Raw genomic sequence first — 25,648 nt, 5'->3', positions numbered from 1 at the left:
AAACTAAAATAATTGACCACATGAAAAGTAAATGCCTTATAATTTTAGCTGCAATTTCTCTAATTTTAAATGTTGGATGTAAAAAAGAAGCACCCGAAACTTCATCAGCTACAGTAGTTTCATCATCTGGAACCGAAATAAAAATGGATGGCGAATTGCCGTCAAAAGAATCGATTCCAGCATTATTTGACGAAATGGATTTTCAGCAGGCAACGCAATGTTATCTATGGGGACTTCCAATTGTGGCTTTCGCCGAATGGCAACAACAGCATTATAAAACATTCAGTGCAACAAGTAATGATCTTGTATTGTACAATACATACCATGATCGATTAGGAATTTTAACAGCAAATGCTACAACTCCTTATATCATGTCATTTATAGATTTAAAGGCAAATGGTCCAACAGTAATCGAGATGCCAGCCGGAAAAACAGCCGGAGGATTGAGCGATTTCTGGCAAAGAGAAGAGGCTGTAATTGGAGAAATGGGGCCAGATAAGGGAAAAGGAGGAAAATATGTTTTGGTGCCACCAACAATGAAAGATTTTAAAGCCGATGGTTATTTTATAATTTCGTGTACAACAGTAAATAATTTCTTCGGTTTTAGAACATTAGACCCAGATCCTAAAGTGACGGAAGAATTAGTGAAAAAAGTCAAAATATATCCTTACGCACAAAGAGCAAATCCGACACCAACGAAAATAGTAAGTCCGCCAGCCGATAAAAATTGGTACGGAATTCAGCCATCCGGAATAAAATATTGGGAATGCCTACATGCCATTTTACAAGATGAACCAGTTGAGGAACGTGACCGTTTCTTTATGGCTTGGCTTCAAAATCTTGGAATAGAAAAAGGAAAACCTTTTGCACCCGATGAACGTCAGAAGAAAATTTTAATTGCGGCCGCAGAAAAGGGTGAGCAAATGGCGATGGCTAATTCTTATGAAAAACGTTTTAAAGACGTAAGACACTGGCCGGATAAAAAATGGGATTACGTTATTACGATGAAAAATTCTGCTCAGCGTGAAGAAAATTTTGATGAATTTTTTGAGCGATCTGCATATTTCTATGAAGCCGTAACTTTTTCTAATGCAATGATATCAAAAACTCCAAATCTGGGTCAGGCGTATTTAGGAAATTATTCAGATAGTAATGGAAATTGGTTAGATGGAGGGAAAAACTATACTTTAAATATTCCAGCAAATCCACCTGCGGTAAATTTCTGGTCAATCACAGTTTATGATTCTAAAACGCGTTGTTTAATTGACAATCCTCAAAAAAATGCCGATTTATCGTCTCGTAAAGATTTGATTAAAAACTCAGATGGTTCAGTCGATTTGTATTTTGGACCAAAAGCTCCGGCAGGAAAAGAGAAAAACTGGGTTCAAACTTTGCCAGGAAAACATTGGTTTGCCTATATGCGTTTCTACGGACCAACTACAGCGTACTTTGATAAAAGCTGGAAAATGGATGATATTAAAGAAGTGAAATAAATAATCCTCATGACTGAAAAATCAACAGATAGTGCCGAAAGTTTTTTTGACCGCTTGGCTTCAAAAGCAGAACGCTATGATAATGGAGCAGCGATCAGAAAAGATGTGCCCCGTTCTTCGCACCAAAAATGGTCGCCATCTGAAGACCGTGAGGATCCTATTGATATTCTGATAAAAACCAGTATTGGAAGAATTGAAGATTTGCTGCCAATTCGGTACCGAAGAATGATCGAATCGCCATTTGCTTTTTTTAGAGGAGCTGCGGCAATTATGGCGGCAGATTTAGCAAAGACACCAAATACAGGAATACAGCTTCAGCTTTGCGGTGATTGCCATTTAATGAATTTTGGAGGTTTTGCAACTCCTGAACGTAAATTGGTTTTTGATATCAATGATTTTGACGAAACTTTTCCTGGACCTTGGGAATGGGATTTAAAACGTCTTGCAGCAAGTTTTGTGATTGCCGGAAAATGGAGAAAATTTTCGACAAAAGACTGTAAAGCTTTTGCGTGGCATGTCGCCGACAGTTATAAACGACATATGTTTGATTACAGTAAATTATCGGCACTTCAAATTTGGTATGCTGATATTGATTTGGCCGAACTTATTGATTTAGGAAAAGATGACGACCTAAAAGAATTTCAGCAAAAAAGAATAAAAAAAGCATTTGAATCTATTGCCCACGAAAAAGAATTTGCAAAAATGACTTATCTAGATGGCGTTCGTGCTAAAATAAAAGATGATCCACCGTTAATTTATCACCCTTCTGGAGCTCAGGGAGGTTATACGTTTAGAGAAGCAAAGCTGGCTCATAAAAAATATGTAGAATCATTGCCAGAAGACAAGCAGGTTTTATTAAGCAGATACACAATTCAAGACTTTGCCATAAAAGTGGTAGGAGTAGGAAGTGTTGGAACACTTTGTGGCATTAGTTTATTAATGTCGGCAACGGGAGAACCTATTTTTTTGCAATTTAAAGAAGCGCGAAAAAGTGTAATTGAAGCGAACGTAAAAAATAAAGGGAAATATTCACATCAAGGCGAGCGAATTGTAATGGGACAAAAATTAATGCAATCGGCGCCAGATATGTTTTTAGGCTGGACAGATGACGATAAGGGAAAGTTTTTTTACACCCGTCAGCTTCGCGATGCCAAAATAAAACCCGTTATCGAAATCATGAAATCCGAAAATATGATTGACTATGCAAAAGCTTGCGGATGGGCACTCGCAAGAGCTCACGCCCGATCTGGTGATCCGTCGGTTTTATCGGGCTATATTGGGAATAACAATGAATTTGCAAACGCCATTGCTAAGTTTTCAATGCTTTACGCGCATCAAAACGAATTGGATTACAATAAAATGGTTGAAGCGATTAAAGACGGACGATTGCCAATTTCGGCTGAAGAATAATTTGAAAGTTGCTTCAGCTTGTGCGTCAGAAAATAAAATATAGCAGAATTTTAAATTTCAAGACTCGTTTCATTAAACTTAGTAAGTAAGATTTTCTGCAATAAACTATGTTAATTAAAGAAAAAAATATACCTTTAGGTTGAATAAAGTGTTGTTTGATAGTTGTTTGCGTTGGCTTAACACTGTTTTTACAATACTTTAATGCCCCAAAGATTTATTTAGATTTTAATACATTCAAGTTAAACTAATTTAATTATTAATTTAAATACCACAACAATGAATATTAAAAGAACAAATCTTCGTATAATTCCGTTAGTTTTACTGGGATTACTTTACAGCTGTTCGCCTACTGTCAAAGTCACCACAGATTATGATCATTCAGCTAATTTCAGTCAATACAAAACATTTACTGTTTATGACTTAAAGGCTCAAGAAGGTCAAGTAAATCAACTTAATGCAGATCGTGTTGCAAGAGCCATTCGTGCCGAAATGACTGCCAAAGGATTCGTAGAATCATCTGATAATCCAGATTTAAAAGTTAACGCGGTATCTATCCTAAAAAATAAAACTCAAGTAACAGCCGACACTAATTTCTATGGTTATGGAGGAATGTATCGTCCATACGGATATTGGGGCGGCGGCGCTATGATGGGTGGCGGAACAACAACATTTAATTCTTACGATTATGTTGATGGTTCGCTTGTAATTGATATTGTATCTACAAAAACACAAAAATTGCTTTGGCAAGGGATAGGAAATGCTCAAATCGACAGCAAACCAGATAATCCAGAAGAATTTATTGCCGGCGCAATTAAGAAAATCTTAGAAGGCTTTCCCCCAGGTCTCGCTAAAAAATAACTTATAAATTTATTCTACAAAGGCAGTTGTACTTATCTGGCAACAGATAAGTATTGCCTTTCAGAGTTATGGTACATTACTTTCTTCTAAAAACCCATTTTTAAGAAAGAGCAATTATTAATATAAATAACTAATATATGCTGGATATAGTACTCTCTCTTTTCTTTTTCATGGCTACAATGGTAGGCTTTGCAACATCATTTATGGTGCTGTTTTCTAAAAAGAATTATTCAAAAAGTTTCTTTTTAGGCCTATTTCTGTTTAGCCTCGCTGTTGTCAGTGTGTATAATTTTTATTTGTCGGCAAATGTGCTGAATTTTTTCCCTGATCTGTTTATGATCACGAAACCATTTATATTTTTAGTAGCGCCTTGTGCTTTTCTGTATATCCGAAACCTGTTATTTACAGAGAGTGTGTTTCAAAAATATGACTGGCTTCATTTTGTTCCTTTTTTAATTTATTTTGGATTGACATTTTGTGTATGGATTGGAAACTTTGCCCATTTTCCTTTTGCACAGCAAATTTCACCAAAAATCCAAAATCCATTTTCTATGTTGAGTTTATCAATGTGGCTTGTTTATGCATTTTGCCAAACAATGATGGTTCTGAATTATGACTTAGGAAAATTTAAAAAAAATCATTTTAACCGGATAAAAATTCTAAACTGGATCAGAGTTTATAATTTGTTGATCTTATTTTTGTTTTCGGCTCTTTTTGTTCATTATTTTTTAGTGAGCAGCGTTCAAACGGTTGACTTATCCTGTTACGTTTTAATTTCATTTGTGCTTATTTTTACAGTAAGCTGGCTTTATTTTAAGCCACAAATATTTTATGATATAAATACAAATGAGGTTAATGATAATTTTCAGATTGTCGAGGAGAAACTGCTTGTTATAAAAGAAGATGAATCAAAAAATGCAATGCCGTTAGTCAAGGAATTAACAAATGAAAAAAAACAGCTTTACTTGCTGCAATTGGAGGAAATTTTTACTTCAAAAGAGCTTTTCCTAAAAAAAGATTTGGTTATCAGAGATATTGCCGATGAAACAGGAATATCTGTACATCATCTTTCCAATTTAATTAATTCGGAGTTTAATCTGCATTTTCAAGATTATGTAAACTTGAAAAGAATTGAATATTTCAAAGAAAAAATCAATGATCCAGAATGGAAAGATCTTTCATTGGAAGGAATGGCTTGGGGCTCTGGTTTTAAATCCAGAACTACTTGTTTTAGAGCATTTTTAAAACATACCGGAAAATCGCCTTCAGAATATTTTAAAGTTATCAGATTGAATCCAGAAAAACGCATACACGTTATTTAAAATTAAACAGGATTCAGAAGTCTTATTAATTTAAAAGCAAAAACAATGAAAGCGGAATTAAATCAATATAGACGAACAATAAAATCGATATTCTTGGTTTCATTTTTGGCTTTTAGCTGTTTAAGTCATGCACAGTTAAAAGGCGGTCATATTTTGGGATCTTCTGGATTGCAATCGGGGACGCAGGCTCCAGAAAACACAGTCAGTTTATATTTGCCTGGATATTTGTATACGGCTGGTTCGTTGCGAGATGCGAACGGAGATAAGTCCATTGCAAATCCAGATGTTAATATGTTTTTGACCGGTGTTGGTGCAAATTATGTGAGTGATTTTAAAATTTTAGGCGCAAATTATGGTGCAACTCTTTTGCTTGCATTTGCATCAAATAGAATCCAAGGAAGTTATGTAGATTCAAAAAGCCCTTTTGCTTTTACCGATATGCTTGTGCAACCTATTCAATTAGGCTGGCATCATAAAAAAGCCGATTTTGTTTTTAGTTATCAACTATATCTTCCAACGGGAAAATACGAACTCGGAGCAAGCGATAATAGCGGATTGGGAATGTTTATAAACGAATTTTCTGGCGGAACGACTTTGTTTTTTAATGATAAAAAAACGGTTCATTTCTCAATTTTGGCAGCTTATGAAATCAATGGCAAAAAGAAAGATACGGATATAAAAACGGGCGATATTTTAAGTGTTGAAGGAGGCTTGGGCAAAACATTTTATATGATGAATGCCGAGAAAACCGCCCCAACCGGAATCCTGAATGCGGGATTGATCTATTATTTGCAATACAAAGTTTCAAATGATGAAATACCGGCCGGCACATTAATTCTCGAACCAGATAAAGACAGAGTTGGAGCTCTTGGCGCTGAAGTAAACTATTTCCATATCGAATGCAAAACTTCAGCAGGACTTCGTTGGGTTTCTGAGCTCGGAGCAGTAAATAGATTTCAGGGCAATACCTTTTTTTTAACGCTGGCACATGTATTCAGTTTCGGAAAAGAGCAGCCTAAATAAGGAATTATTTTTTATAAAATAAAACACATTTGCAATGAAAAAAAAGCGCCTTTTTGATCGAAAAAATAGCTGGAAAACCAGAGTGATTGTTGCCCTTTTTCTCCTGTCATATTTGGGAATGCAGGCACAAAAGACTCCAACAAATATGCGCTTTAAAGATTCTCTTGATGGAGCAATCGATTTAAGTAATTTTCTAATTTATGCAAATGGTTTTCTAGTAGTTCCTGCCATAATTTCTGAACCTGCTTTAGGAGGATTTGGAGGTGCATTAGCGCCTATTTTCCTTAAAAAGCGTGAACCTGTAATCGAGGAAGATGGTAAAAAACGTTTTATAAATCCAGATATAACCGGAGGTTTCGGAATGTACACTGCAAATGACAGCTGGATGGCCGGAGGATTTCGTTCGGCAACTTTAGTAAAACCAAAAATATTATACCGTATTGGAGCAGCTTACGGGAATATAAATTTGTCTTTCTATGCGAATAATCTTCCTACTGGAAATGATCAGGAATTTAAATTAAATTTTAGATCTTCGGTTTTTTATACACAATGGCTAAAGCAATTCAGAAATGCAAAATGGAGCGCAGGACCGCAATATTTGTTTCTGAATTCTAAAATAAATTTGCCCGATGTTAATTTGCCACCACCATTTGTTAAACCTGGCGATATTAAAAGTACCGTGAGTCAATTAGGAGGAGCACTTCAATTTGACGGACGCGACAACATATTTACACCAGATAAAGGAATACGAATTCAGACCGATTTCTTTTGGTCTGATAAAGGAATAGGAAGTGATTATAACTTCTGGCGTATTAATTTATCTGCAATAGGTTATTATCCGATAACGGACAAATTAATAGGCGGACTAAGGATTGAAGGAGAACATGCGCTGGGGAGTCCGCCTTTTTATTTAAAACCGGGAATTAATTTAAGAGGAATTCCAACAGCCCGTTATATGGGAAATAGCAGTATTGTAAACGAACTCGAGTTGCGCTGGGATTTGTACCGAAGATGGAGCTTAATGGGATTTGGTGGTCTTGCGAGTGCTTTTGACGATTGGGATAAGGCTTTTGAAAAACCAGTTGTTTACAGTTACGGAACAGGTTTTAGATATTTAATTGCCCGAAAATTCAAACTGAGAATGGGAGTGGATATTGCCAAAGGAAATGAAGATTGGGCGTATTATATTGTCTTTGGAAGCAATTGGATGAGGTAGTTTTTTTTAGTGAATAGTGAATAGTGAATAGTGATTAGTGAAAAGTGAAAAGTGATTGGTTAGAAGTGAAAATATAAAACTCCCGGTAGTAATTGTCGGGAGTTTGTTTTTTATTTTTTCCAGTACGGTTTTATGATTTTGTTTTCTTTATGGCTTAGAGCCAAAAATATTGCCGTGGCTACAGAACAGAAAATAATCGCCTGAATTGAAGCTTCGGGACCAAATTCGCCGCCGGTTATAAGTGATACACCGTTTATTTTTGAAACCAGCAGACTTTTTGGTGTTTCGTTTCCTGAAGTTATGGCGCCAAAGATTCCGGACTGCATAAAATTCCAAGCAAAATGAATGGCAATCGGCAACCATAAATTTCGGCTGTAAATAAATGCAGCGCCCAACATCAAACCTGCTTCAATGGCAATTGACAAACAAGAAAGAATGGTACTGTTTGGATTTGCCAAATGCATAAAACCAAAAATAAGAGCCGAAATAATCAAAGCAATATAACTTCCCAATTTTTCTTCCATAATTCGGAAAAGAATACCGCGTACTAATATTTCTTCAATAATAGCAGCTGTGAAAGCAAGTGTAAGCGGAATAATGATGAAAGAAACCGGATTGATTGCCGAAATAATGTAACCGCCATTCATATAAATGACTAAAATTGTCAGCGATTGCAAAACAGCACCAATTAAAATTCCTAAAATTAAATTTCGAGCAATTCCCTTAAAAGCAAATTCGGTTACTTCTCTCTTTTCATATTTTTTAAAGAAAATAATATAACTGCTTAAAGCCAAAGCGCAGACAATTATTCCTTTTAAAAGATTTCTGAAGTCTTTGTCGAGAGGTGTTTGAAGTAAAAGTTTTCCGCTGATGATTTGACCGATATTGACAAAAAACAAGCAAACTATTAAAGATAAAATGATTTTGGTTAAAGGGAAATTAAGTATTTTTTGTTTTGCAGAAATTGTTTCCATTTGATTATGACTTATGATGAGGCAAAAGTAAGTCTCGTCAAAAACAAAAAATAGAATGAAATTTGCCTCTGCTATAATTTTTGAAATTGTTTAGGCAAAAATCCAGTTTGGTTTTTGAACGTTCTGATAAAATGACTTTGGTCTGCAAATCCGCATTCTAGAGCAACTTCGGTTAAATTAATTTCATTGGAATGTATCAGCGAAAGCGAACGGTTGATTTTAATTCGGCGCATATATTCGCCTAAAGTACAGCCGAAATATCTTGGAAAATGTTTCGAAATCGAAATCGGATTGAGGTTCAAAATTTGGGCAAGTTCGTTTAAATTCGGATTTTCATTCCAGCAATCATTTAGCAGTTCCTTCAAACTTTTTACCCAAAAAGGACTCTTTTCAAATCGCTCCAAATGTTCATTTGTATTCGATAATTGCGCAAACAACATCTTTACATTGTCATTCGTAAAATGATCGGCAGCTTGAGATTCTTTGAAAATTTTCAGAATCAAAGATTTTGCGTGTACACTATTTTGAATTGACTTTTCGATTTGAGCTTCAGAAATAAAAAGTTCCTTTAAAAGGTTTTCTTCAATTTCAATATTAATATTTCGGGACGGGAGAAGTGTATTTTGATTCAAATGCAGTTCATCGCTGTGGTAAAATAATAAAGAACCGGGACCAACAGTTTCACTGAAATTTTTTCTTTTTTCAGTTGTGCCGCCTTTCAAAAAAAGGGTAATATGAGCGTTATTGTGCGAATGCCAGCCCTCGTAAACTTTATTTTGATACTCCGTTTCAACAACTGCAATTCCCTCCCGGGTTTTGAAGATGTTTTTAGTATTGCCTAAATAAGTTTCTTTTTCCAGTTCGTACATGGCCTTTTTGTTGCGTGTCAAAACACAAACCAAAATACTACTTATTTGCAAATAATAACGAGTATTTTAAAATTAAGATTTTAAAGAAAATCATTTAATTATCTAATTGCCACATTATCTAATTAAAAAAAAATCAGATTACATTATTTGTAAGGTTTTGATGCATAATAAAAACATTGTATAAAAATTAACGTAAAAACAATAGTTTTTTTACCTGATATTTAATTGATTTGTAACAAAAATAAAATTAGGCTACTAATAAGTCAACTTTTTAAATCTTTTGATTATGTATAAAAATACTATGAAATCAGTTTTTGCGGCATCGGCATTTTTAGTTGGTGTAGGCGGCTGTTTTGCACAAGACGTTTTGGTAAACTCATTAAAGTTAAATGCTAGTGATAAAAGTAAAGAAAACTTTAAATTCACAGAAGTAGTTAACTTAGGAACAACATCAGTAAAAGCTCAAGGATCATCTGGAACTTGCTGGAGTTATTCAACAAACTCATTTTTAGAATCAGAAATGATTCGTTTAGGAAAACAGCCAGTAGAATTGTCTCAGGTTTTTTCTGCAAGAAATGTATATGTTGACAAAGGAGTAAATTATGTACGTATGCACGGTGCCACCACATTAGGTGATGGAGGTTCGCTGCATGATGTAATCAATATGTATAAAAAATACGGAACTGTTCCAAGAGAAGTTTACACAGGATTAAACTACGGAACCGACAAAAATAAATTTGCCGAAATGGCAGCGCTTATCGAAGGCGTTTTGACAGCTGTTGTTAAAAATCCAAATGGAGAATTGACTCCAAACTGGCAAAAAGCATACGCAGCAGTTATTGATTCTTATTTAGGAAAAGTGCCGGATAATTTTACTTACAAAGGAAAAAATTACACGCCACAGTCTTTTGCTAAAGAAGTAGTAGGAATCAATCCAGATGAATATATCGAAATGTCTTCATTTACAACTTCGCCATATTACCAAAAAACAACGTTAATGGTACCGGACAACTGGTCATTAGATCAGGTTTACAATGTAAAAGTAAACGACATGACGGACATTATTGACAATGCTTTGAAAAAAGGTTACACGGTAGCGTGGGCAACAGATGTAAGTGAAAAAAGCTTTAGCTGGAAAAATGGTGTGGCTTATGTTCCAACAAAAAAATACGAAGACATGACGGCTGAAGAAAAAGCAGACATGTTCAACGGACCAAAAGCAGAACCAGAAATTACACCAGAAATGCGTCAAGCAGCTTTTGATAATTACACAACAACTGACGATCACGGAATGCATATTATTGGTATTGCAAAAGATCAAACAGGAAAAGAATATTACATCGTGAAAAATTCTTGGGGAGAAACAAACGATTACAAAGGTTTCTTGTTTGTAACCAAAAACTTCGTGAAATACAAAACAACTGCCTTAATGGTAAACAAAGGCGGAATCCCAACGGATATTGCTAAGAAGTTAGGGGTTTAAGTTTTATTCCGATTTTAATAATTATGATAGCGCTCAAGTAATTGAGCGCTATTTTTTTTGGTTTTTTTGCAGCTAAAAATGCTAAAAAACAGTATTTAAACGTCTTTTAAGGTTGTTTACGGGTTAAATCAATAAAAAAAAAAGAACTATGACTAACTTTACTCTAGTTTTTTGAAATAAATACAACTTAATCAATTTATCATGAAAAATTATGCAGAGATTTTTGTGACAATTGTGTGTGTTGTTCCTTTTTGCTGTTTTTCCCAAGGAACAGCTTCAAAAGCTCCTGTCATAGCAGCAGCTGGAAATACACAGTTACAGTCGGATAAGAACACAGATGATGGTCTTGTTATAGAAGCTTACTACGTTGAAGAAACAATCAATATGCCTTTTGGACGAAGAGTTACCAAATATGAAGTTTCAAAACTAGACATGGTGAATACCTACGATCTCGGTCCCAATAATACGAGAACAGTTACTCCAATTTACAGAAAACCTAAATTAAAACCGACAGCAGTACCGTTAATGTCAAAAGTGGTTACGGATATTCCTGACGAAAAAGTTGAGCCCGTAAAAGTGGCGGTAGCGCGTCCTGCGGAAACTACAAAATACATCAATATTGATATCTCAAAAACCTACGCCAAAGTGGTTGACCGTGGTTACAAAAACACCGATATGCTCAAAAAAGTAGCCGACCAATCTTATTTTGAAGGAGACATGGAAGCAGCAGCAAAATATTATGAAGAACTAGTTGAGGTAGGCAAAGATCTCGATCCAGTATATTACTATCGCTGTGCAGAGTCACTAAAAGCAATTAACAAGCTAGAAAAAGCAAATGAGATGATGGTGTTGTTTGAAAGTAAAAACTTGTCTAATAAAGTTGCTAAACAGTAAAAAGTAGAAAGAATGAAGGAGTGAACTTTACATTTATATCAAACAAAAAGACGATCATTTGATCGTCTTTTTGTTTATTTTAATAACAAAGTGCTGTAAAGAAATTGATTATTTAATTAAGCTGATATAATTTTTGTTATTGTCTTAAAGGATATTTGGAATTAAACCATTTAGGTAGTTAGGAATATGAGTTGTAGTAATAACTTTTGCCGATTCAATTGATAAAATATGAGATGGTTTTCCTAGATATTTAGAAGAATCATATAGATCGACATAATCAAAATAATAATAAAAAGAATTTAAATTACTATATCCGTCGTAGTAACGTTTCTGTATTTCATTATTTGGAACAAAATGTCCGCCATTTTCAACACGAATAGCGACTCTTTTTGTGGCCTCTTGAATGGAATCAAGACATAGAAAAATTAAATGCAAATCATATCCATTTTTTTTAAATAATTCTGGCCAGTGGAGAGGAGTTGAGTTAAAATTGGTTTCATAACAAAAACTGGATTTAGTTTCGATTGCTTTCTCAATCTGATTTTCCAGTTCTTTAAAAGCCATTTGATGCGCCATTACTTCTCTCATCTCAGAATCAAATAAAGAATTATAATTCTTTAAAAATTCAAGATCATAATCAAAAGGAGTGAAATTTTCAGGAGAAAGGGGTTTCGAAAAAGTTGATTTTCCAGCGCCATTACATCCTGCAATAACAAGTAGAACAGGTTTAGACATTCTTGAATTGCGGTGCTATTGGAGGATTTTTTTTATTTTTACCTGAAGCGATATTTTTTTCATAAATAGCCACTTGTTGTTTAACAATAGGCATAGCTTTCTCCATTTGCTTTAAGGCAAATTGCACTCTTTCAGTTGTATTTGAAATGTCTATCATAATGATACAAATTTACAAAAAATATAGATAAGAAAATAAAATCCGAATAAGCAAAAAAAATACCACTTACAATTTGTAAGTGGTATTTAATAAGCTCCCTTTAATATTGTTTTTTCGAACCGATTTAAAACTGATTTAGAAAAACTTTATACGCTAAGTTTGGAATTTAAAAAGCATTATAAAACACTGATTTGATTTTACAATTACTAAAAATGAATACCCTTATTGTTGAATAGTCGAACTCATTTATTGAAGATTTTGGAGTTTAATATTGTGCATAATTGAAATAAATTATTAATAATTTATAAATTAATAATTAAATAAATATATATTTGCTTTAGGTTCTCAGGGAACTAACGGAAGGTACTACAGCCTTTTTTTAGGATGGGTATAAGATTATGATTCACATGATTTTATTAGTTGAAAGCTTATTTTTAATTGTGCATTCCGTGAAATTGTCTTGCTTAATGCAGGACATTTTTGTTTAAATTAATTATATGAAAAAAATTTTACTTGAAGATATAACGAAGCAAGCCAAAGAACAAAGGGATAAATATCAACTGTATCATAATTATTTACATCATTCACATTTGAGGGCTTTGAAAAATTACATAAGTGCACCTATAAAAGATGTCAGAATTCCAAGTGAATGGGGAATTGATAATAAATTCAATCCGTTTTATGTTTTAAAACGTAATAAACAAATTGCAAAATCAATAAGCAAAAAAATTCTGGATGGAACTTATGTTCCTGCGCAACCATTTAAAAAGCAGATAAAAAAACCTAATGGTGGATATAGAGATATTAATGTATACCAAATTCCTGATTCCGCTGTATCCGATAGATTTTATCACAATTTATTAAGTAAAAACAAACATAGATTCAGCTCTAATTCATATGCTTACAGGAATGATAGAAATATTCATTTTGCAATTCAGGATATTGCAAACGAATTAAACTTAGCTCCAAGAATTTTTGTGGCTGAATTTGATTTTAGTGATTTTTTTGGTTCAATAAATCATGATTTTATAAGAAGTCAATTAAGGAAAAATGGATTTCTTATTAGTGAAATAGAATTTCAAGTGATAGATGCTTTCTTAAAGCCTTTTGATAAGGGAATTCCTTTAGGAACGTCAATTTCCTTGTTTCTGGCAAATGTTGCATGTTGGATGTTAGACCGTGAACTTGAAAATCACGGTTTAAGGTTTGCTAGATATGCTGATGATACAATTATTTGGTCGAAAGATTATACCAAAATAACAAAAGCTTTTGAAATTATCAGCGAATTTTCAATGGAAACAGGTATAAAGATTAATTATAATAAGTCAGAAGGAATTTCTTTACTACAAAAACAATCTATGCCTTCAGAGTTTAATAGTACAAAAGAGTTTGTTGAGTTTTTAGGATATAAAATTTCAACCGATAACATAAGTATTAAAGATAAATCAATTAAAAAAATTAAAAAACAAATCTCTTATTTATTGTATACTAATTTAATACAGCCAATTAAGGTTTCTCCAATTTCCCCACGTAATATTCCAAAAGGAGGGTTAGATAAGAACTTTTTATCTGCAATAATGCATATAAGACGATACTTATACGGTAACTTAACCGAAGAAACTTTAAAAAAATATTTAAATGGAACATACAAAATTCTAACATTTAAAGGTATTATGAGTTTTTATCCATTGATTAATGACACCGAGCAATTAAAACATCTTGATAAATGGTTGCTAAGTACAATTATGAATATAGTCAAATTGCGAAAAAAAATATTAGTTGCTGAATTAGGTAGGAGTTTTGATGATGACCAATTCCCTTTCAATGTTGACAAAGACAATTTAGTTCTAAAATGTAGAAACACAAAAATTGGTACAACAAAAGGTTTGATGGAAATTCCTAGTTTTTTAAGAATTTATGATGCTATGCAAAAAGGGTTGATAAATGAAGGAATTGAAAGAGTAATGAATCCTCAATCTGGATATTACGAATAAACTAAGAAAAGTAAAAAAGCATCTTCATTGAAGATGCTTAAATTTTATAGTTATTACTTTTTATCTTTTGGAGGTGGAGGTGGCGGAGTTTGATAAGTAGGCAATGTATTACTCTTTAATTCTCCTCTTTGTGATTGTGTATTTCCAGATGATTGTCCTCCATTCTGTTGAGAACCATTTGATGAATTTTCTTTTTCGTTACTCATGATTTGTAGTATTAAATGCTTTTTTAAAAAAATTATGACATTCTGTTTCTGATAAAAGTGCTAGTTTCTTTTTGGGAGATTTATGTATCTCATTGATGATTTGATTAATTTCTCTTTCGGTCTGTTTTAGATTTTGAAACTTTTCTAACATTTCTATTTCGGATAACTTATCATTTTCAAAATGAAACCAAATCTCTTCTAGTTTTAGATAAAAGTCGTAGTAAAAATCACATACCTTATCAAGTTTTTCAATTTGTTTATCTGATGGAATTAAATGAGGCTGTATTAGTTTTGCTAACGAAATTACGGCTATTATTACACATGAAATGACTGGCAAATTATTCCAGATTTTCCATCCCATTATTCCTGCAGTAGAAAATACGGTAACAATTAGGTTAAAAATATTTAATAAACGTCTTTGTCTTGCAATTAAATGACATAAATAAGTTTCATTATATTTTGCTTGTGTTAATTCGTACCATAATCTTGTTCTCATATTACTTATCTCATTTTTAAGATATAATTTATCTTTTCTTATCTGATTGCGAAACAATAGACCCAGCAAGACTCTTTGTGTCCTCATTGTATTTTGTGCTTCCTAAAACTTTAGATGCAATACTCTCCATTTCAGAACCAGTTTGATTTCCTTTGTTAACTTGAGATAAGGCTGAACCTGCTAAAGTCTTTTGGATGGTTGATGAATTTGGGTTTCTTAAAACTTCTGATGCTAATGAAGCAATTGACTTTGATGTTTGTTTATTGTTCATGATTTTCTGTTTTTTAATTGTTTAAAGTATTATTTTCATTTTAGTTCTTTCCTTATCAATTAATGTTGAATAAACATCTTCGAAAATCTTTTTGGAAAGACCAAATTCGTTTAAAAATTCTTTTTCACTCCCGATATCTTCTTGACATACTTGGAACATTTTTTTTAAGAGGATTGGTTTATTTATATTAACATCATGAGGTTCACTTTTTCTATAAGGAGCAAAATAGGTTACCCATCTTCTGTATTGGTCTTGAGTTAAAGTAGTTTCTTTTGCTTTGTATAATAATGCACCAACCGATATTTTCCAATATGCTTTTAGTTCAAAAAGTTTTTCACTTGTTAATCTTGTGAATTCACCTCTTAATGCATTTTTAGGAGCAAGAAACTCGGAAGCAAATTTATTAGCTTCTTTTTCCATATCTCTTTCATTTGAGATAAAAAAATCATTGTGATTATGCATTATTAAATGTCCTAACTCATGAGAAATTGTGAAGATTTTTCTTGCATTTTGAATCTTATCATTAATTAAAATGACTGGTACACCTTTGACATAGAAACTTACTCCATCGAAATTTTTATTTTGTGCAGAAATGAAATCATAATCAAAAAAATAAACGATAACTCCATTTTTTTCCAGAAGTTTGACTAAATCTTCTATTGGTTTTCTTCCTAATTCGAAATAGTCACGAACTTCATTTGCAAGATATTCTGCATCGAGCCGAAAGTCTTCCAAGTTCATTTGTGGAATCTTATTTTCAGGAATTTCTACATATTCGAGTAATTGTTCTATTTTATTTGAAATTATTAATAATCTTGCTTCAAATAAATCTGTGTACTTTTTTGCTACGGTCGCACTCGCACGATAATGTACTTTTAAATTTGGAGTACTCATAACTTGTGAAAAAAAGTTTTCACTAAACTCATCCTTTAATTTTTCAATAATATCGTCTGTTAATGGCTTTAAACTTTTTTCTAAATTACTAATCAGTGCTTGTGAGACGTTTAGTTTTTCAGCAAATTCTTTTTGGTTCATTCCAAAATAATTCCTAGCTAATTTTAAGGTATCATTTTTAAGTATACTTGCCATAGGTATTCGTTTTAAGTTAATATAACTTTGAAATGGGGATTTCGATTATCAACTAGCTACCAGTTTGTTGGTTGCCTTTTCTTTTTTTTGATACAACTTTTATTTCGTCAGTTGTGTCATTTGTATTAATACTAAATAAATTTGGTCTAAATACTTCAACCAAACTAACCTCATAAGCTACAATGCCATCGTTATAATGGACTAATCGTATATCGACAAGATTTCCCGTTCTGTCTAAGATGTAACCTATATAATAAATTGGTAATGGTTTGTTTATTCCCATTTCAGAAAGATTTTGGAGCATATTAGTGGAGTAATGTATTGCATTACCGTTCATCATGTCCTTAAATCTTTTAGAATAGAATCCGCTAATCTTGCTTTTATTATCCATTTTTTTAAAACAAATCAAAGCTTTTCCATCTAATACGTAGTAATCAACACCATGAGACTTAAGTCGGTTGATTTTTTTTGTTAAGAAGTTATCAAGAATTAAACTATTATTGAATAATTTCTTGATATTAGAGTTCATCCAGACAGCTTTTGCTGACCTGTATTCAAACTGACCAGGGTCATTATTGAATATCTTGACGGAATTTCTTACTCCGTCATTTACCGTATTGTATGCAACTTGAATAAATTTAACATACAAATCATTGCCTACGCCTTGCGCATCTAATGAATATTTATTAATTTTGTCAAACATTATTGAAAAATATTTGAAATCACCCATTTCAAAGAACTATACAAAGAGCATCCTTTCCCGTCGGATGCTTTTTTATTTAAGCAAATTTAAGAATAAAATTTTCTCTGCGCAAATTCATTAAATTTTATTACAATATTATTATTAACATATTATATCACTTATTAACAACCTCTTGTGTAAATAAAAAAACCACTACTAAATAGTGGTTTTTCGTTAGATATCCAAGGTTAAAAAAATGTTATTATTGTATATTAACCTTTTTAAATAATTACATGAATTTTTTAAAGTTTAATATTTAGTTCTTGTAAGAAATCAATTTGTCTTTGAGATAGCTCATTATTTTTAAAAGCTCTCGTTGTTCTTGCTAAAGACTGATATAATTTTGATTCGGAGGCATCTTTTTTTCCTGCTTTTGGGTATCTCTTGTTTATTTCATAAAAAATAGCTATTTCCTTAATATTTTTTGACCATTTTTGAAAACCATCTCTATCATTGTAGCTGTTTAGCTTTCCTTTAAGTCCAATTTCATAAAATGCCTTAATTTTTTCTTCAGATAATTTATTTGCTTTATAAGCAGATTTTTGATTTGCCCACCATTTTGACAAAGGATTTTTTGCTCCTTCAATTGTTGATGATAGATTTACTCTTCCTTCTTCATCAACATATTTTTTAAATTCGTCAAAACTTTCCTCCCAAGATTTTCCGATACTACCATCACCAACCCAGTTAAAATTTATATTATTTAATGCAATTTCTCTTTCTTTGGATAATGGAATTCTATTTTTTGCGTTTCCAGCTTTCACCGCTCGTTGTGCAGAACACCATAAATACAGAGTTTTTTCTAGACCACCACTTCCATAACTTGGCTCTCGTTTATTTTCTTTAATAAAATTAGAATACTGATTTAACTTTTCTTTCCATTTTTTTTCATTGTTTTCTTTACCTTTAGCGTCTAAGTCATATCCAATCGAAATAAGATTTTCAATTTGTTGTTCTGATAAGTTGCCATTTGCGTATCTAGTCCTTTGAGAATTAAGCCAACTGTTAAACTGTTTGTGGTTATTTTTTGTTGGTGATTTTCCACTCTCTATTTGCCAATTTTTTAGTTTTTCAAAAGTTTGTTCCCAAGTTTCAAAAAATTTATAAAAGCTATTTAATTTTTCTGATTGGAACTTATCAAGAGTCCCTAATTTGTCTTTTTTTAATTGAAGATTTATCCATGCATATGCATTTTCTCCTATATCATTAATTGATATTGAATTTTTTTCAAGAACTAATTTTTCGTATCTATCAAAATAGGTATTCCAATTATCTGTATAACCTTCAAAGTTAAATCCTAGAGAAGAAATTTTATCATACCAATAATTTTCTAAATCATTTTCTTTAAATTTTCTTCTAAGTGTTGCACAAAAGACATTTAATTTATTCTCATTTGAATTTTTGTCGTCTCTTTGATATTGAGGCCATTTGTCTGGATTTATATTTCGCCATGCAACCAAATCCTCATATAAAGGAATCCATTTTTTTCTACTTCCTGAACATAAAAATTTGGAATTTATACTTTGGAATTTTAGTATTTGTTCATTCGTTATATTTTTTTTATCATTGGAATATATAATTTGAAGCTTATACCAATTTACTAAATCAGGATTATCGAAATCCTTGTAAGGAGCGAATGTGTTAATTTCAGAATAAAGCTTGAATTGTTCAAACATTTTATCCCATTTCCATTTGATTATATCCCAAGCAAAATTTATTGAATTTAATTTTTTAATCTCTTCGAGTTTTAGGGTTCTATTGTTTTTTCTATTACGTTGTTGTGCTACCCATGCGTATAAATTAGCGTTTTGATGTTTAGAAGGATAATCATTATTTAAAGCCAAATAGTTTTTTAATTCTAAAAACCAAATGTCCCAATTGTTTGAAGTCTTATAAATTATTTGGTCAAATAAAGAATTTTTTAGATTTTCTTCAAATCCAATAAGATTTAAAGTTTCAATTTCTTCATCAAAAGAAGTAAGAATGTCTATTTTTTTTGATATTTTTTTACCCTTACCAAAAGCGATAGTGTTTATTTCATCTTGAAGACGTTCATCTTGCTCGCAAAGTGAACGAATTACTTGTAATAAATTTCTAAAGGAACCTTCACTAATTGAATTTTCCACCTCCCCATGATTTGTATGATAAACAGGTACAACAATATAGCCTTGTTTCTTTCCTTCTTTTTTTCGTAATGCCCTTCCTACTGCTTGTATTATGTCTACTTTTGAATTTTTAGGGTCGGAAAAATATACCAAGTCAATAGTTGGAACATCTACGCCCTCAGTTAGACACCTAGCATTTGAAATTATTGCTTTATTTGAAGACTTAAATTCATGCAAAATTTGATTTCTTATACTTGTAGCTTGAGTTCCGTCTACTGAAAAGGAATTTGTATTTTCAAAAAGTTTTGAATGTCGAGATGAAAAGGCTTTAGCTAAATTTACTCTTGAATGAAAAGTTAAAGCATGATAAGCGGAGTATTTTGACATTACAAAATCAAGTGCGTAGTTGTTTGCAACTTCATCTATTGAAATGTTGGTGTCAACATATCTTTTTTCTTTTAAGTAATCAGATAATTGTTTATCATTTACACCGATTGCAATAATTTTATAATCAACAAGTATGTTTTCATCAATTGCATCCTTGAAAGACATGCGGAAGAATTCTTCTCCAAAAGTTTGAGGGTCATTCATGTCGTGAGTATATTTCAAATCATCTCCTAATTTCTTTTTTAATGATTCTTTTACTATTCTCGGGGTTGCGGTTGCATATAGTCGTTTCTTAGCAGGTATTTTAGTGTTATCATGAATTATGCCGAAGACTCCCTTGCTTATTCCAGCTGTTTTGTGTGCTTCGTCACAAAAAACAAAATCAAATATGATTTCTGTAGTTTTAAGCGCTTCAACAATAACAGGTAATGATTGGTATGTAGAAAAAATTACTTTTTCTTCTAAATTATCATGCAAAAAAAGATTTACATATTTGGAATTTGTTGTTACATTTCCTCCAATTTCATAGGTATGAGTTAGAATTGAATCTTGATTATCTCCATCAATATCCGTTTCTGAGCAAACACATAAATATTCATAATTTGTTTTTCTTTGCCTTCCCCAATCATTTTTTATTTGTCTTAATAAAGCCAGAGAAGGAACCAAAACAAGTGTCTTTTTGCTTTTCAGTTCTTCTTTAATCCATAAGGAAGTGAGTGTTTTACCTGCGCCACAAGGCAATATTAATTGCCCTCTTGATTCTTCTCCTTCCGTAAACCACTGTACGCATTCGTTAATAGCTCTTTGTTGATGTGGTTTCGGAGAAAAATATTCCCTTTCTTTGGGTTGACCATTCTGTAATTTAATCGAAATGTTTTCAAATGTGCTTTTTTCGATTTCAAGCAAATGGCCAATGTTGTAAAAGGTAAAATTATTTGTTCTAGATGATGAAACAGTATCTAATGATGCACAGTTTGAAAATAATATATAACCATCGGCTTTTGGACAGTATGCAAATAAATTGGCAATTTTATCTGCAGACCAATTTAATTTGCTGGTTTCATCATTCTTGAATTTACATTGTACGGCAATATATTTATTGTCAATGGTTTTTAGTAATAAGTCTATGCCATATTCAACAGTTCCTAAATCTAACGTTTCTTTTATCTGCAATGGTATTTCATTATATAGCCAGACATTTGTATAATGTCCGTCAAATTCTGGCGCACTTAAAAAGAAGTATTTTGAAAAAACTTCAAAAATTTTTCCCGCTGAAGTATCTTTTAGTTTCTCATCTCTATTATCAATGTTATATTTAGATAATTCATTTTTTAAGTCAGACCAATGATTTTTACCTTTAATTATGTGAGACAATCTTTCCGTGTATATTTTCATGTTTTTCAGCTCTTGTTAAATTGGAAGTTTTAAGTTTTAAAAATCAAGTTGTTATTAATGTATTTAGATAGCTAAGAATATACTTTTTCTAATCATAACAAATATAAATTAATCGTGTTAAAAATATAAATTTTCGCGCGGTGTATGAAAATTTCGACTTTATATTCTATATATAATCAATAAAAAAAGCCACTTCATTACGAAATGGCTTTTGATATTTATTAATTATTAGATTTTAATATTTTTTGAATTATCAATATTCCCAGCCCTTTTCTAAAACGCACTCAGTATCACTATTAATCGAATTATTATCCTTAAAAATCAATGAGTTACCAAACTTTGAATTGTGCTCAAAGGTATAAGTTCCGTAACTGCAATCCCCCAATGTTCTATATTTTTTTTCATAAGAACTACTACTCTCAGGTTGCGTTTGAACACTTCCGATTGATAAAGCAACTGGAGTTTGTTCTTCCCACTTATCATCTCCTTTGAGTCCCGTTCCTGTACCGTCAAGAAAAGCAATTTGTTTCCAACATTTTATTTCTTGCGCTGTTATTTCAAATCGATAATATGTAATAACACCACCGCTTTCAGTTGTTTCATCATGCCATTTACCAATAATAAACTCTTGAACCTCTTCTTTAGATTCAATGCTAGTTGTGTTGCAACTTGTTAGTACAATAGTTAGTAACAGAAGAAAAAATAGATTTTTTTTCATAATAATAAATTTTAGGTTGATTTAAATTGAGACAAACTTAATACTAAACATCTAAATCGGCAAATATGCCGATGATTTAAAATTGCATTATTCGAATTTTGAATGATGCCAGAAGAATTTTTAATAAAGTTGGGTCAGAATATAAATGTAAGAGCAAAAGCTAAATTCAAAACTAATTTAGAGTTTGCCTCTGCATGTGATATAGACGAAACAAGTATCAGAAGAATTTTAAAAGGGAAACAGAATTTCTCCATTAATATCTTTTTAAAAATCTGTAATGCATTAGATATTAAAATGTCAGAATTACTTTCCGAACTCAATATGTAACATTAATGCAGGATACTCTCATGCACTCATAATAAAACTTTCAGATACATAACAGGCTTCTGGATTCTGCTTATCACAGATTTTTACAACCTTATCCAGTATCGTATCGTTTCTGCCAAATTCAATAACAGCATCAACAAAAATCAGTTCTTCCCCATTTTTGATTCGCTCTAAAATCTGATTTTTAACACTTATACCATGATTTAATTTACTTGCATCAACTACGATTATTTCCTCTTTATTAGTAAGATTGGTTTCTAAGATTGGATTGTCTTCGTTATTGATATTCAGCTTTGCGGTGGTTTTTACTCCGTGCTCCAGAATGATTCGATTCATGGTTTCAGCTATGAGCCCACTATCTTTTTCCTCACAAAGCAAAGCATCATACACGTAAAGCACGTAAACACCTTTAGCGTTCAAATCCATAATAACTGCGCTCATGATACCTACTTCAATCCCAAACATCTTCTGAGAGGTAATCTTGTGACCGTGCTCGTTTTTGTCCTTATAGATTCTCGCTAGCATATCAGGTTCATTAGTTGAATAGTAGTTAAATAATGAAGATTTTCTCATGTCATCCCACTTCATATTGAAAAAGCTCAAATGTTCAATCTTAACTTTTTTCAGGTCAATACCGCTTTGTTCCGCCACTATTCCGTGTGTGAGGTAAGACAAAGAACCATTATAGAGCTTGATGGCAATATTGGGATGGAGTGCACTGTAATCGCATTCTACAAGCTTTTTGCCGTCAATGGTAATCTGCTCACGTATCCAAGCAGGCATCAGCGTGAAGCTATCAACAACACGGCCACCGCTGTACATATCGCCTGCGCTGGGAATCATAAAGCCACGAGAAGTCAGGAACTCAAAGAGTTTGATATTATCCTCAACAAAGCTCCTCTTATCAGCATCTATCCAATATTCATTTACATGCTTGTTGCGCATGGTCAGGATTTTGCCTTTTTTGGTACATCGACCGTCTTTGACCAATTGCTTGCCAATAACTAGCAGTTCTTCGCTAGTTGGCAAATTAATCTTTGGATACGTTGCAATGAGGTTGGAGCAGATTGGATTCTGAAAAGCCTCATATAACTGCTTATAATACATCTTGTTTCGGGTACGGATAATCTCGGTATTTTTGATAATGTATTCTACCAGACCCGCTTTTAGGTAAATCTCGGTAAATCGGAACTTTTTGGACTGCACGCCAGCCTGATAGCTTCCATCAACTTCAATAAACGCTCCATTACTCGTTCCAGCAGTAAGCACTTCGATTATCTTGGTATATATAAAGGTACTGTCCGCATTTCGGGATTGCTCATGCAATAAAACCGAACTAAGCGGTTTCCATTTGGAATCGGTGTAATAGGTACTGGCTAGGTTGGATAAGAACACCAGACATTTTTCAACGGCTATATCAAAATCGAAGTCTACTTTTCTAAGCATGGCTTTAGAAACGTATTTTCGCAGATTGTACTCGGCTTTCTTTGGTATTAGAATAGAATTTACGTTAGGGAAACGCAGTGCTGATTCAGACAGCTTGTAATCGTTTTGGAGCAATTCAAAGTCTCCAGTATCGCCAGTAAAGGCAATGTTATCTTCATTTTTTAAGTTCATTTTGATATTCTCTTATTCTCGTTCCATCACGCAGGATGGATTATTGTCTCTTAGATTGGCTTGGTAAGAGAAGCTGGGGCATGACTCCCAGCAACCAAGGTTTTAATGAGTTGTACTCTCAATTATTGCTTTTCATAAATATACTTCAAATCAAAAATTAGTCAAGAGTTTTGGATACCAATTTTATAAAATAGTTGATATCAATTTGATGTTCCAAATTTTCAATAGCGCAAACTGAGCATATTTCTATATAGTACAATAGTCTTGAATACCTTATTATTACTGGTATTATATAGATATTATTATATAATATATTAAGTAACATATATGATAGAGATAGGAAGAGATAGAAATAGAAAATAGATTACTATAGTACTATACTTGTGTAATATCAACTCTTTATGTCCCTAAAGTACTGGTATAAGCGTTCCACACTGAACAACACGAGCACGTAAACGCTGGAAAGTTACCAATGGGTAAAATATCCTTCAATGGCACGCCCTCTCCTCCGTATTCTCAGTAAAGTCTTGATTTTAAAGGGTTCAGTTACCGCCCTCGCTCCCGACCATTAGTACACACTCATATCTATAGCGATGATATGGCGTGTTCACTGCGCTATCAAAATCGAGAAAAAAAATTTCTGAGAGAAAAATGGAGTAAAAATTTCGGATACTTTGATTCTTGAATGATATTTATAGTAAAAGAAACGATGAAAGTACGAATAACGCTCAACCAACTAAGACAGGTTCTCAAATCAGAGGATGTCCGATACCCGCTGTCCTTTAAAGCTGGTAATTTCACAGAAAAGGAACTTGAAGAGTTTTCACGATTAATACAATCCAAAGAACGAGGCTAACACCTCGTTTTTTTTACTCCAAATTATCCAAAATTATGCGAGCCCAGGAAATCCAGGATTTTTCTAGGATAATCAAAAATACACCTGGATATTTGTCGTGTAATAAATCACAAACGGTCGTTTAAGATTTATTACACCTAAATATTTGAGCTATGAAAAAGTATATTGCATATTATAGAGTAAGTAGAAAAGAACAAGGAATTTCGGGTTTGGGTTTATCAGCTCAAAGAAGTTCGGTTCAAAAATATGTTTCAAGTCAAGAAGGAATCATTTTAGGTGAATACACAGAAATCGAAACGGGAACTAATAAACGTGAACGAGTGGAAATCCATAAGGCTATTGAAATGGCTAAAAATGAAAACGCTATTCTCGTCATAGCAAAATTAGATAGATTAGCCAGAAATGTGAACTTTGTAAGTTCTCTCATGGTTGCGGGTATTGATTTTTTAGCTGTTGATATGCCATCTGCAAATAATTTTACAATACATATTTTTTCAGCTCTAGCAGAACAGGAAGCTATGCTTATAAGTATTAGAACTAAACAGGCGCTAGCTGAACTTAAGAAAAAAGGAATAGTGCTTGGTAATCCAAATAACCTCAACGATGAAGCTAGAGCCAAAGGAATTGCGACAATCAAAGAAAATGCTATCAACAACGATAGAAATAGACAAGCTCAGTCTATTATTATAAGTTGTAAAGAACGAGGGATGACATATAGACAAATTGCGGAATACCTCAACAAATTAAACTTCAAAACTCGTTACGGTAATGAATTTCTTGCCCCAACTGTCCATCAATTGTATAGTAGAACGCTATTAGAATCAGCATAATATAAATTTAGTTGTGAAAAGAGTTGGCATCACTTCGAATTTCTTAGTACCTTTGTATATGTTAGTTTTAAAAGGTTAAAACTGGTATCTCAATCCAGCTCTTTTAATTAATTTACTCAAAATGTATGAGGACAGCTAAGCTGTTTAAACGATAAAATTCTTTTCCACTTTGTTTTTAAAA

General features: G+C 32.5%; 23 protein-coding genes. 11 read left to right on the top strand and 12 right to left on the bottom strand.

Annotated elements, in window-relative coordinates; genetic code table 11:
• The first annotated feature begins 20 nt into the window (after positions 1-20).
• The 6 genes from FND99_RS03350 (at position 21) to FND99_RS03325 (ending at position 7,322) form a co-directional block, all read left to right on the top strand.
• A complete protein-coding gene (locus FND99_RS03350) occupies positions 21-1,493 on the top strand; it encodes a DUF1254 domain-containing protein (RefSeq protein WP_211356617.1) in 1,473 nt (490 codons plus the stop codon).
• Positions 1,494-1,502: 9 nt separating this feature from the next.
• Positions 1,503-2,903: a DUF2252 domain-containing protein gene (locus FND99_RS03345; protein ID WP_144336575.1), complete on the top strand. Its 1,401-nt coding sequence runs from the start codon at positions 1,503-1,505 to the stop codon at positions 2,901-2,903.
• Positions 2,904-3,179: 276 nt separating this feature from the next.
• Positions 3,180-3,761, top strand: coding sequence for a DUF4136 domain-containing protein (locus tag FND99_RS03340; protein WP_133523581.1), 582 nt, complete (start codon positions 3,180-3,182; stop codon positions 3,759-3,761).
• A gap of 551 nt (positions 3,762-4,312) precedes the next feature.
• Positions 4,313-5,083: a helix-turn-helix domain-containing protein gene (locus FND99_RS03335; protein ID WP_246074162.1), complete on the top strand. Its 771-nt coding sequence runs from the start codon at positions 4,313-4,315 to the stop codon at positions 5,081-5,083.
• 45 nt (positions 5,084-5,128) lie between these two features.
• Entirely contained in the window at positions 5,129-6,106 is a 978-nt protein-coding gene (locus tag FND99_RS03330) for a SphA family protein (RefSeq protein ID WP_144336573.1), read from the top strand.
• A 34-nt stretch (positions 6,107-6,140) separates the two neighbouring features.
• Positions 6,141-7,322 (top strand): BamA/TamA family outer membrane protein, encoded by a 1,182-nt coding sequence (locus FND99_RS03325; protein ID WP_144336572.1) that lies wholly within the window; start codon positions 6,141-6,143, stop codon positions 7,320-7,322.
• Positions 7,323-7,432: 110 nt separating this feature from the next.
• On the opposite strand, the gene FND99_RS03320 is transcribed toward FND99_RS03325, so the two are convergent.
• Together FND99_RS03320 and FND99_RS03315 are read right to left on the bottom strand one after the other, a co-directional pair.
• Complete coding sequence (locus tag FND99_RS03320; RefSeq protein ID WP_144336571.1) at positions 7,433-8,296, bottom strand: CPBP family intramembrane glutamic endopeptidase; 864 nt, start codon at positions 8,294-8,296, stop codon at positions 7,433-7,435.
• Positions 8,297-8,367: 71 nt separating this feature from the next.
• Positions 8,368-9,165, bottom strand: a complete 798-nt coding sequence (locus FND99_RS03315; protein WP_144336570.1) for a helix-turn-helix domain-containing protein — start codon at positions 9,163-9,165, stop codon at positions 8,368-8,370.
• Positions 9,166-9,451: 286 nt separating this feature from the next.
• Here FND99_RS03315 and FND99_RS03310 point away from each other — a divergent pair, with 286 nt between their 5' ends.
• Both FND99_RS03310 and FND99_RS03305 read left to right on the top strand, forming a co-directional pair.
• Complete coding sequence (locus tag FND99_RS03310) at positions 9,452-10,648, top strand: C1 family peptidase (protein WP_144336569.1); 1,197 nt, start codon at positions 9,452-9,454, stop codon at positions 10,646-10,648.
• A 201-nt stretch (positions 10,649-10,849) separates the two neighbouring features.
• Positions 10,850-11,542 carry a hypothetical protein gene (locus FND99_RS03305; protein WP_144336568.1) on the top strand — a complete coding sequence of 231 codons (693 nt, stop codon included), beginning with the start codon at positions 10,850-10,852 and terminating at the stop codon, positions 11,540-11,542.
• Between the two features lie 144 nt (positions 11,543-11,686).
• On the opposite strand, the gene FND99_RS03300 is transcribed toward FND99_RS03305, so the two are convergent.
• Together FND99_RS03300 and FND99_RS20160 are read right to left on the bottom strand one after the other, a co-directional pair.
• Positions 11,687-12,277 carry a zeta toxin family protein gene (locus tag FND99_RS03300; protein ID WP_144336567.1) on the bottom strand — a complete coding sequence of 197 codons (591 nt, stop codon included), beginning with the start codon at positions 12,275-12,277 and terminating at the stop codon, positions 11,687-11,689.
• Positions 12,270-12,434: a hypothetical protein gene (locus FND99_RS20160; protein WP_162615530.1), complete on the bottom strand. Its 165-nt coding sequence runs from the start codon at positions 12,432-12,434 to the stop codon at positions 12,270-12,272. The genes FND99_RS03300 and FND99_RS20160 overlap by 8 nt, the downstream gene beginning before the upstream one ends.
• A 497-nt stretch (positions 12,435-12,931) precedes the next feature.
• Between FND99_RS20160 and FND99_RS03295 the strand changes: the two genes are divergently transcribed.
• Entirely contained in the window at positions 12,932-14,428 is a 1,497-nt protein-coding gene (locus FND99_RS03295) for a reverse transcriptase domain-containing protein (protein ID WP_144336566.1), read from the top strand.
• A 53-nt stretch (positions 14,429-14,481) separates the two neighbouring features.
• Here the strand turns inward: FND99_RS03295 and FND99_RS20155 are convergent, their stop codons facing one another.
• The 7 genes from FND99_RS20155 to FND99_RS03265 form a co-directional block, all read right to left on the bottom strand.
• Positions 14,482-14,634: a hypothetical protein gene (locus tag FND99_RS20155; protein ID WP_162615529.1), complete on the bottom strand. Its 153-nt coding sequence runs from the start codon at positions 14,632-14,634 to the stop codon at positions 14,482-14,484.
• Positions 14,627-15,130, bottom strand: a complete 504-nt coding sequence (locus tag FND99_RS03290) for a hypothetical protein (RefSeq protein WP_144336565.1) — start codon at positions 15,128-15,130, stop codon at positions 14,627-14,629. Before FND99_RS03290 ends, FND99_RS20155 begins: the two co-directional genes overlap by 8 nt.
• Positions 15,131-15,158: 28 nt before the next feature.
• Entirely contained in the window at positions 15,159-15,401 is a 243-nt protein-coding gene (locus tag FND99_RS03285) for a hypothetical protein (protein ID WP_144336564.1), read from the bottom strand.
• Positions 15,402-15,422: 21 nt separating this feature from the next.
• Positions 15,423-16,490: a helix-turn-helix domain-containing protein gene (locus tag FND99_RS03280; RefSeq protein ID WP_144336563.1), complete on the bottom strand. Its 1,068-nt coding sequence runs from the start codon at positions 16,488-16,490 to the stop codon at positions 15,423-15,425.
• Between the two features lie 52 nt (positions 16,491-16,542).
• Positions 16,543-17,193, bottom strand: coding sequence for a hypothetical protein (locus FND99_RS03275; RefSeq protein ID WP_144336562.1), 651 nt, complete (start codon positions 17,191-17,193; stop codon positions 16,543-16,545).
• Positions 17,194-17,474: 281 nt separating this feature from the next.
• Positions 17,475-21,119, bottom strand: coding sequence for a DEAD/DEAH box helicase (locus FND99_RS03270; RefSeq protein WP_144336561.1), 3,645 nt, complete (start codon positions 21,117-21,119; stop codon positions 17,475-17,477).
• A 253-nt stretch (positions 21,120-21,372) separates the two neighbouring features.
• Complete coding sequence (locus tag FND99_RS03265; RefSeq protein WP_144336560.1) at positions 21,373-21,837, bottom strand: hypothetical protein; 465 nt, start codon at positions 21,835-21,837, stop codon at positions 21,373-21,375.
• A gap of 102 nt (positions 21,838-21,939) precedes the next feature.
• Here FND99_RS03265 and FND99_RS03260 point away from each other — a divergent pair, with 102 nt between their 5' ends.
• Positions 21,940-22,164 (top strand): helix-turn-helix domain-containing protein, encoded by a 225-nt coding sequence (locus tag FND99_RS03260; protein WP_144336559.1) that lies wholly within the window; start codon positions 21,940-21,942, stop codon positions 22,162-22,164.
• Positions 22,165-22,182: 18 nt separating this feature from the next.
• Here FND99_RS03260 and FND99_RS03255 read toward each other — a convergent pair whose 3' ends face one another.
• The gene (locus FND99_RS03255) at positions 22,183-23,781 is read right to left on the bottom strand and encodes a hypothetical protein (RefSeq protein ID WP_144336558.1); all 1,599 of its coding nucleotides are present in this window, start codon (positions 23,779-23,781) and stop codon (positions 22,183-22,185) included.
• A gap of 1,008 nt (positions 23,782-24,789) precedes the next feature.
• On the opposite strand from FND99_RS03255, the gene FND99_RS03250 reads away from it, so the two are divergent.
• Complete coding sequence (locus FND99_RS03250; protein ID WP_144336557.1) at positions 24,790-25,467, top strand: recombinase family protein; 678 nt, start codon at positions 24,790-24,792, stop codon at positions 25,465-25,467.
• Positions 25,468-25,648: the final 181 nt, after the last annotated feature.

The sequence above is a fragment of the Flavobacterium daemonense genome (genome assembly GCF_007341385.1).
GTDB lineage: Bacteria > Bacteroidota > Bacteroidia > Flavobacteriales > Flavobacteriaceae > Flavobacterium > Flavobacterium daemonense.
This window is presented reverse-complemented; position numbering and strand designations above follow the sequence as displayed.

Excerpts from the sequence above, each read along its gene's own strand:
- FND99_RS03290 (WP_144336565.1), bottom strand. The coding sequence starts at position 15,130 with ATGAGAACAAGATTATGGTACGAATTAACACAAGCAAAATATAATGAA.
- FND99_RS03255 (WP_144336558.1), bottom strand. The coding sequence starts at position 23,781 with ATGAACTTAAAAAATGAAGATAACATTGCCTTTACTGGCGATACTGGA.
- FND99_RS03250 (WP_144336557.1), top strand. The coding sequence starts at position 24,790 with ATGAAAAAGTATATTGCATATTATAGAGTAAGTAGAAAAGAACAAGGA.
- FND99_RS03300 (WP_144336567.1), bottom strand. The coding sequence starts at position 12,277 with ATGTCTAAACCTGTTCTACTTGTTATTGCAGGATGTAATGGCGCTGGA.
- FND99_RS03320 (WP_144336571.1), bottom strand. The coding sequence starts at position 8,296 with ATGGAAACAATTTCTGCAAAACAAAAAATACTTAATTTCCCTTTAACC.
- FND99_RS03270 (WP_144336561.1), bottom strand. The coding sequence starts at position 21,119 with ATGAAAATATACACGGAAAGATTGTCTCACATAATTAAAGGTAAAAAT.
- FND99_RS03335 (WP_246074162.1), top strand. The coding sequence starts at position 4,313 with ATGTTGAGTTTATCAATGTGGCTTGTTTATGCATTTTGCCAAACAATG.
- FND99_RS03295 (WP_144336566.1), top strand. The coding sequence starts at position 12,932 with ATGAAAAAAATTTTACTTGAAGATATAACGAAGCAAGCCAAAGAACAA.
- FND99_RS03285 (WP_144336564.1), bottom strand. The coding sequence starts at position 15,401 with ATGAACAATAAACAAACATCAAAGTCAATTGCTTCATTAGCATCAGAA.
- FND99_RS03315 (WP_144336570.1), bottom strand. The coding sequence starts at position 9,165 with ATGTACGAACTGGAAAAAGAAACTTATTTAGGCAATACTAAAAACATC.
- FND99_RS03265 (WP_144336560.1), bottom strand. The coding sequence starts at position 21,837 with ATGAAAAAAAATCTATTTTTTCTTCTGTTACTAACTATTGTACTAACA.
- FND99_RS20160 (WP_162615530.1), bottom strand. The coding sequence starts at position 12,434 with ATGATAGACATTTCAAATACAACTGAAAGAGTGCAATTTGCCTTAAAG.
- FND99_RS03340 (WP_133523581.1), top strand. The coding sequence starts at position 3,180 with ATGAATATTAAAAGAACAAATCTTCGTATAATTCCGTTAGTTTTACTG.
- FND99_RS03330 (WP_144336573.1), top strand. The coding sequence starts at position 5,129 with ATGAAAGCGGAATTAAATCAATATAGACGAACAATAAAATCGATATTC.
- FND99_RS03260 (WP_144336559.1), top strand. The coding sequence starts at position 21,940 with ATGATGCCAGAAGAATTTTTAATAAAGTTGGGTCAGAATATAAATGTA.
- FND99_RS20155 (WP_162615529.1), bottom strand. The coding sequence starts at position 14,634 with ATGAGTAACGAAAAAGAAAATTCATCAAATGGTTCTCAACAGAATGGA.
- FND99_RS03325 (WP_144336572.1), top strand. The coding sequence starts at position 6,141 with ATGAAAAAAAAGCGCCTTTTTGATCGAAAAAATAGCTGGAAAACCAGA.
- FND99_RS03345 (WP_144336575.1), top strand. The coding sequence starts at position 1,503 with ATGACTGAAAAATCAACAGATAGTGCCGAAAGTTTTTTTGACCGCTTG.
- FND99_RS03305 (WP_144336568.1), top strand. The coding sequence starts at position 10,850 with ATGAAAAATTATGCAGAGATTTTTGTGACAATTGTGTGTGTTGTTCCT.
- FND99_RS03350 (WP_211356617.1), top strand. The coding sequence starts at position 21 with ATGAAAAGTAAATGCCTTATAATTTTAGCTGCAATTTCTCTAATTTTA.
- FND99_RS03275 (WP_144336562.1), bottom strand. The coding sequence starts at position 17,193 with ATGTTTGACAAAATTAATAAATATTCATTAGATGCGCAAGGCGTAGGC.
- FND99_RS03280 (WP_144336563.1), bottom strand. The coding sequence starts at position 16,490 with ATGGCAAGTATACTTAAAAATGATACCTTAAAATTAGCTAGGAATTAT.
- FND99_RS03310 (WP_144336569.1), top strand. The coding sequence starts at position 9,452 with ATGTATAAAAATACTATGAAATCAGTTTTTGCGGCATCGGCATTTTTA.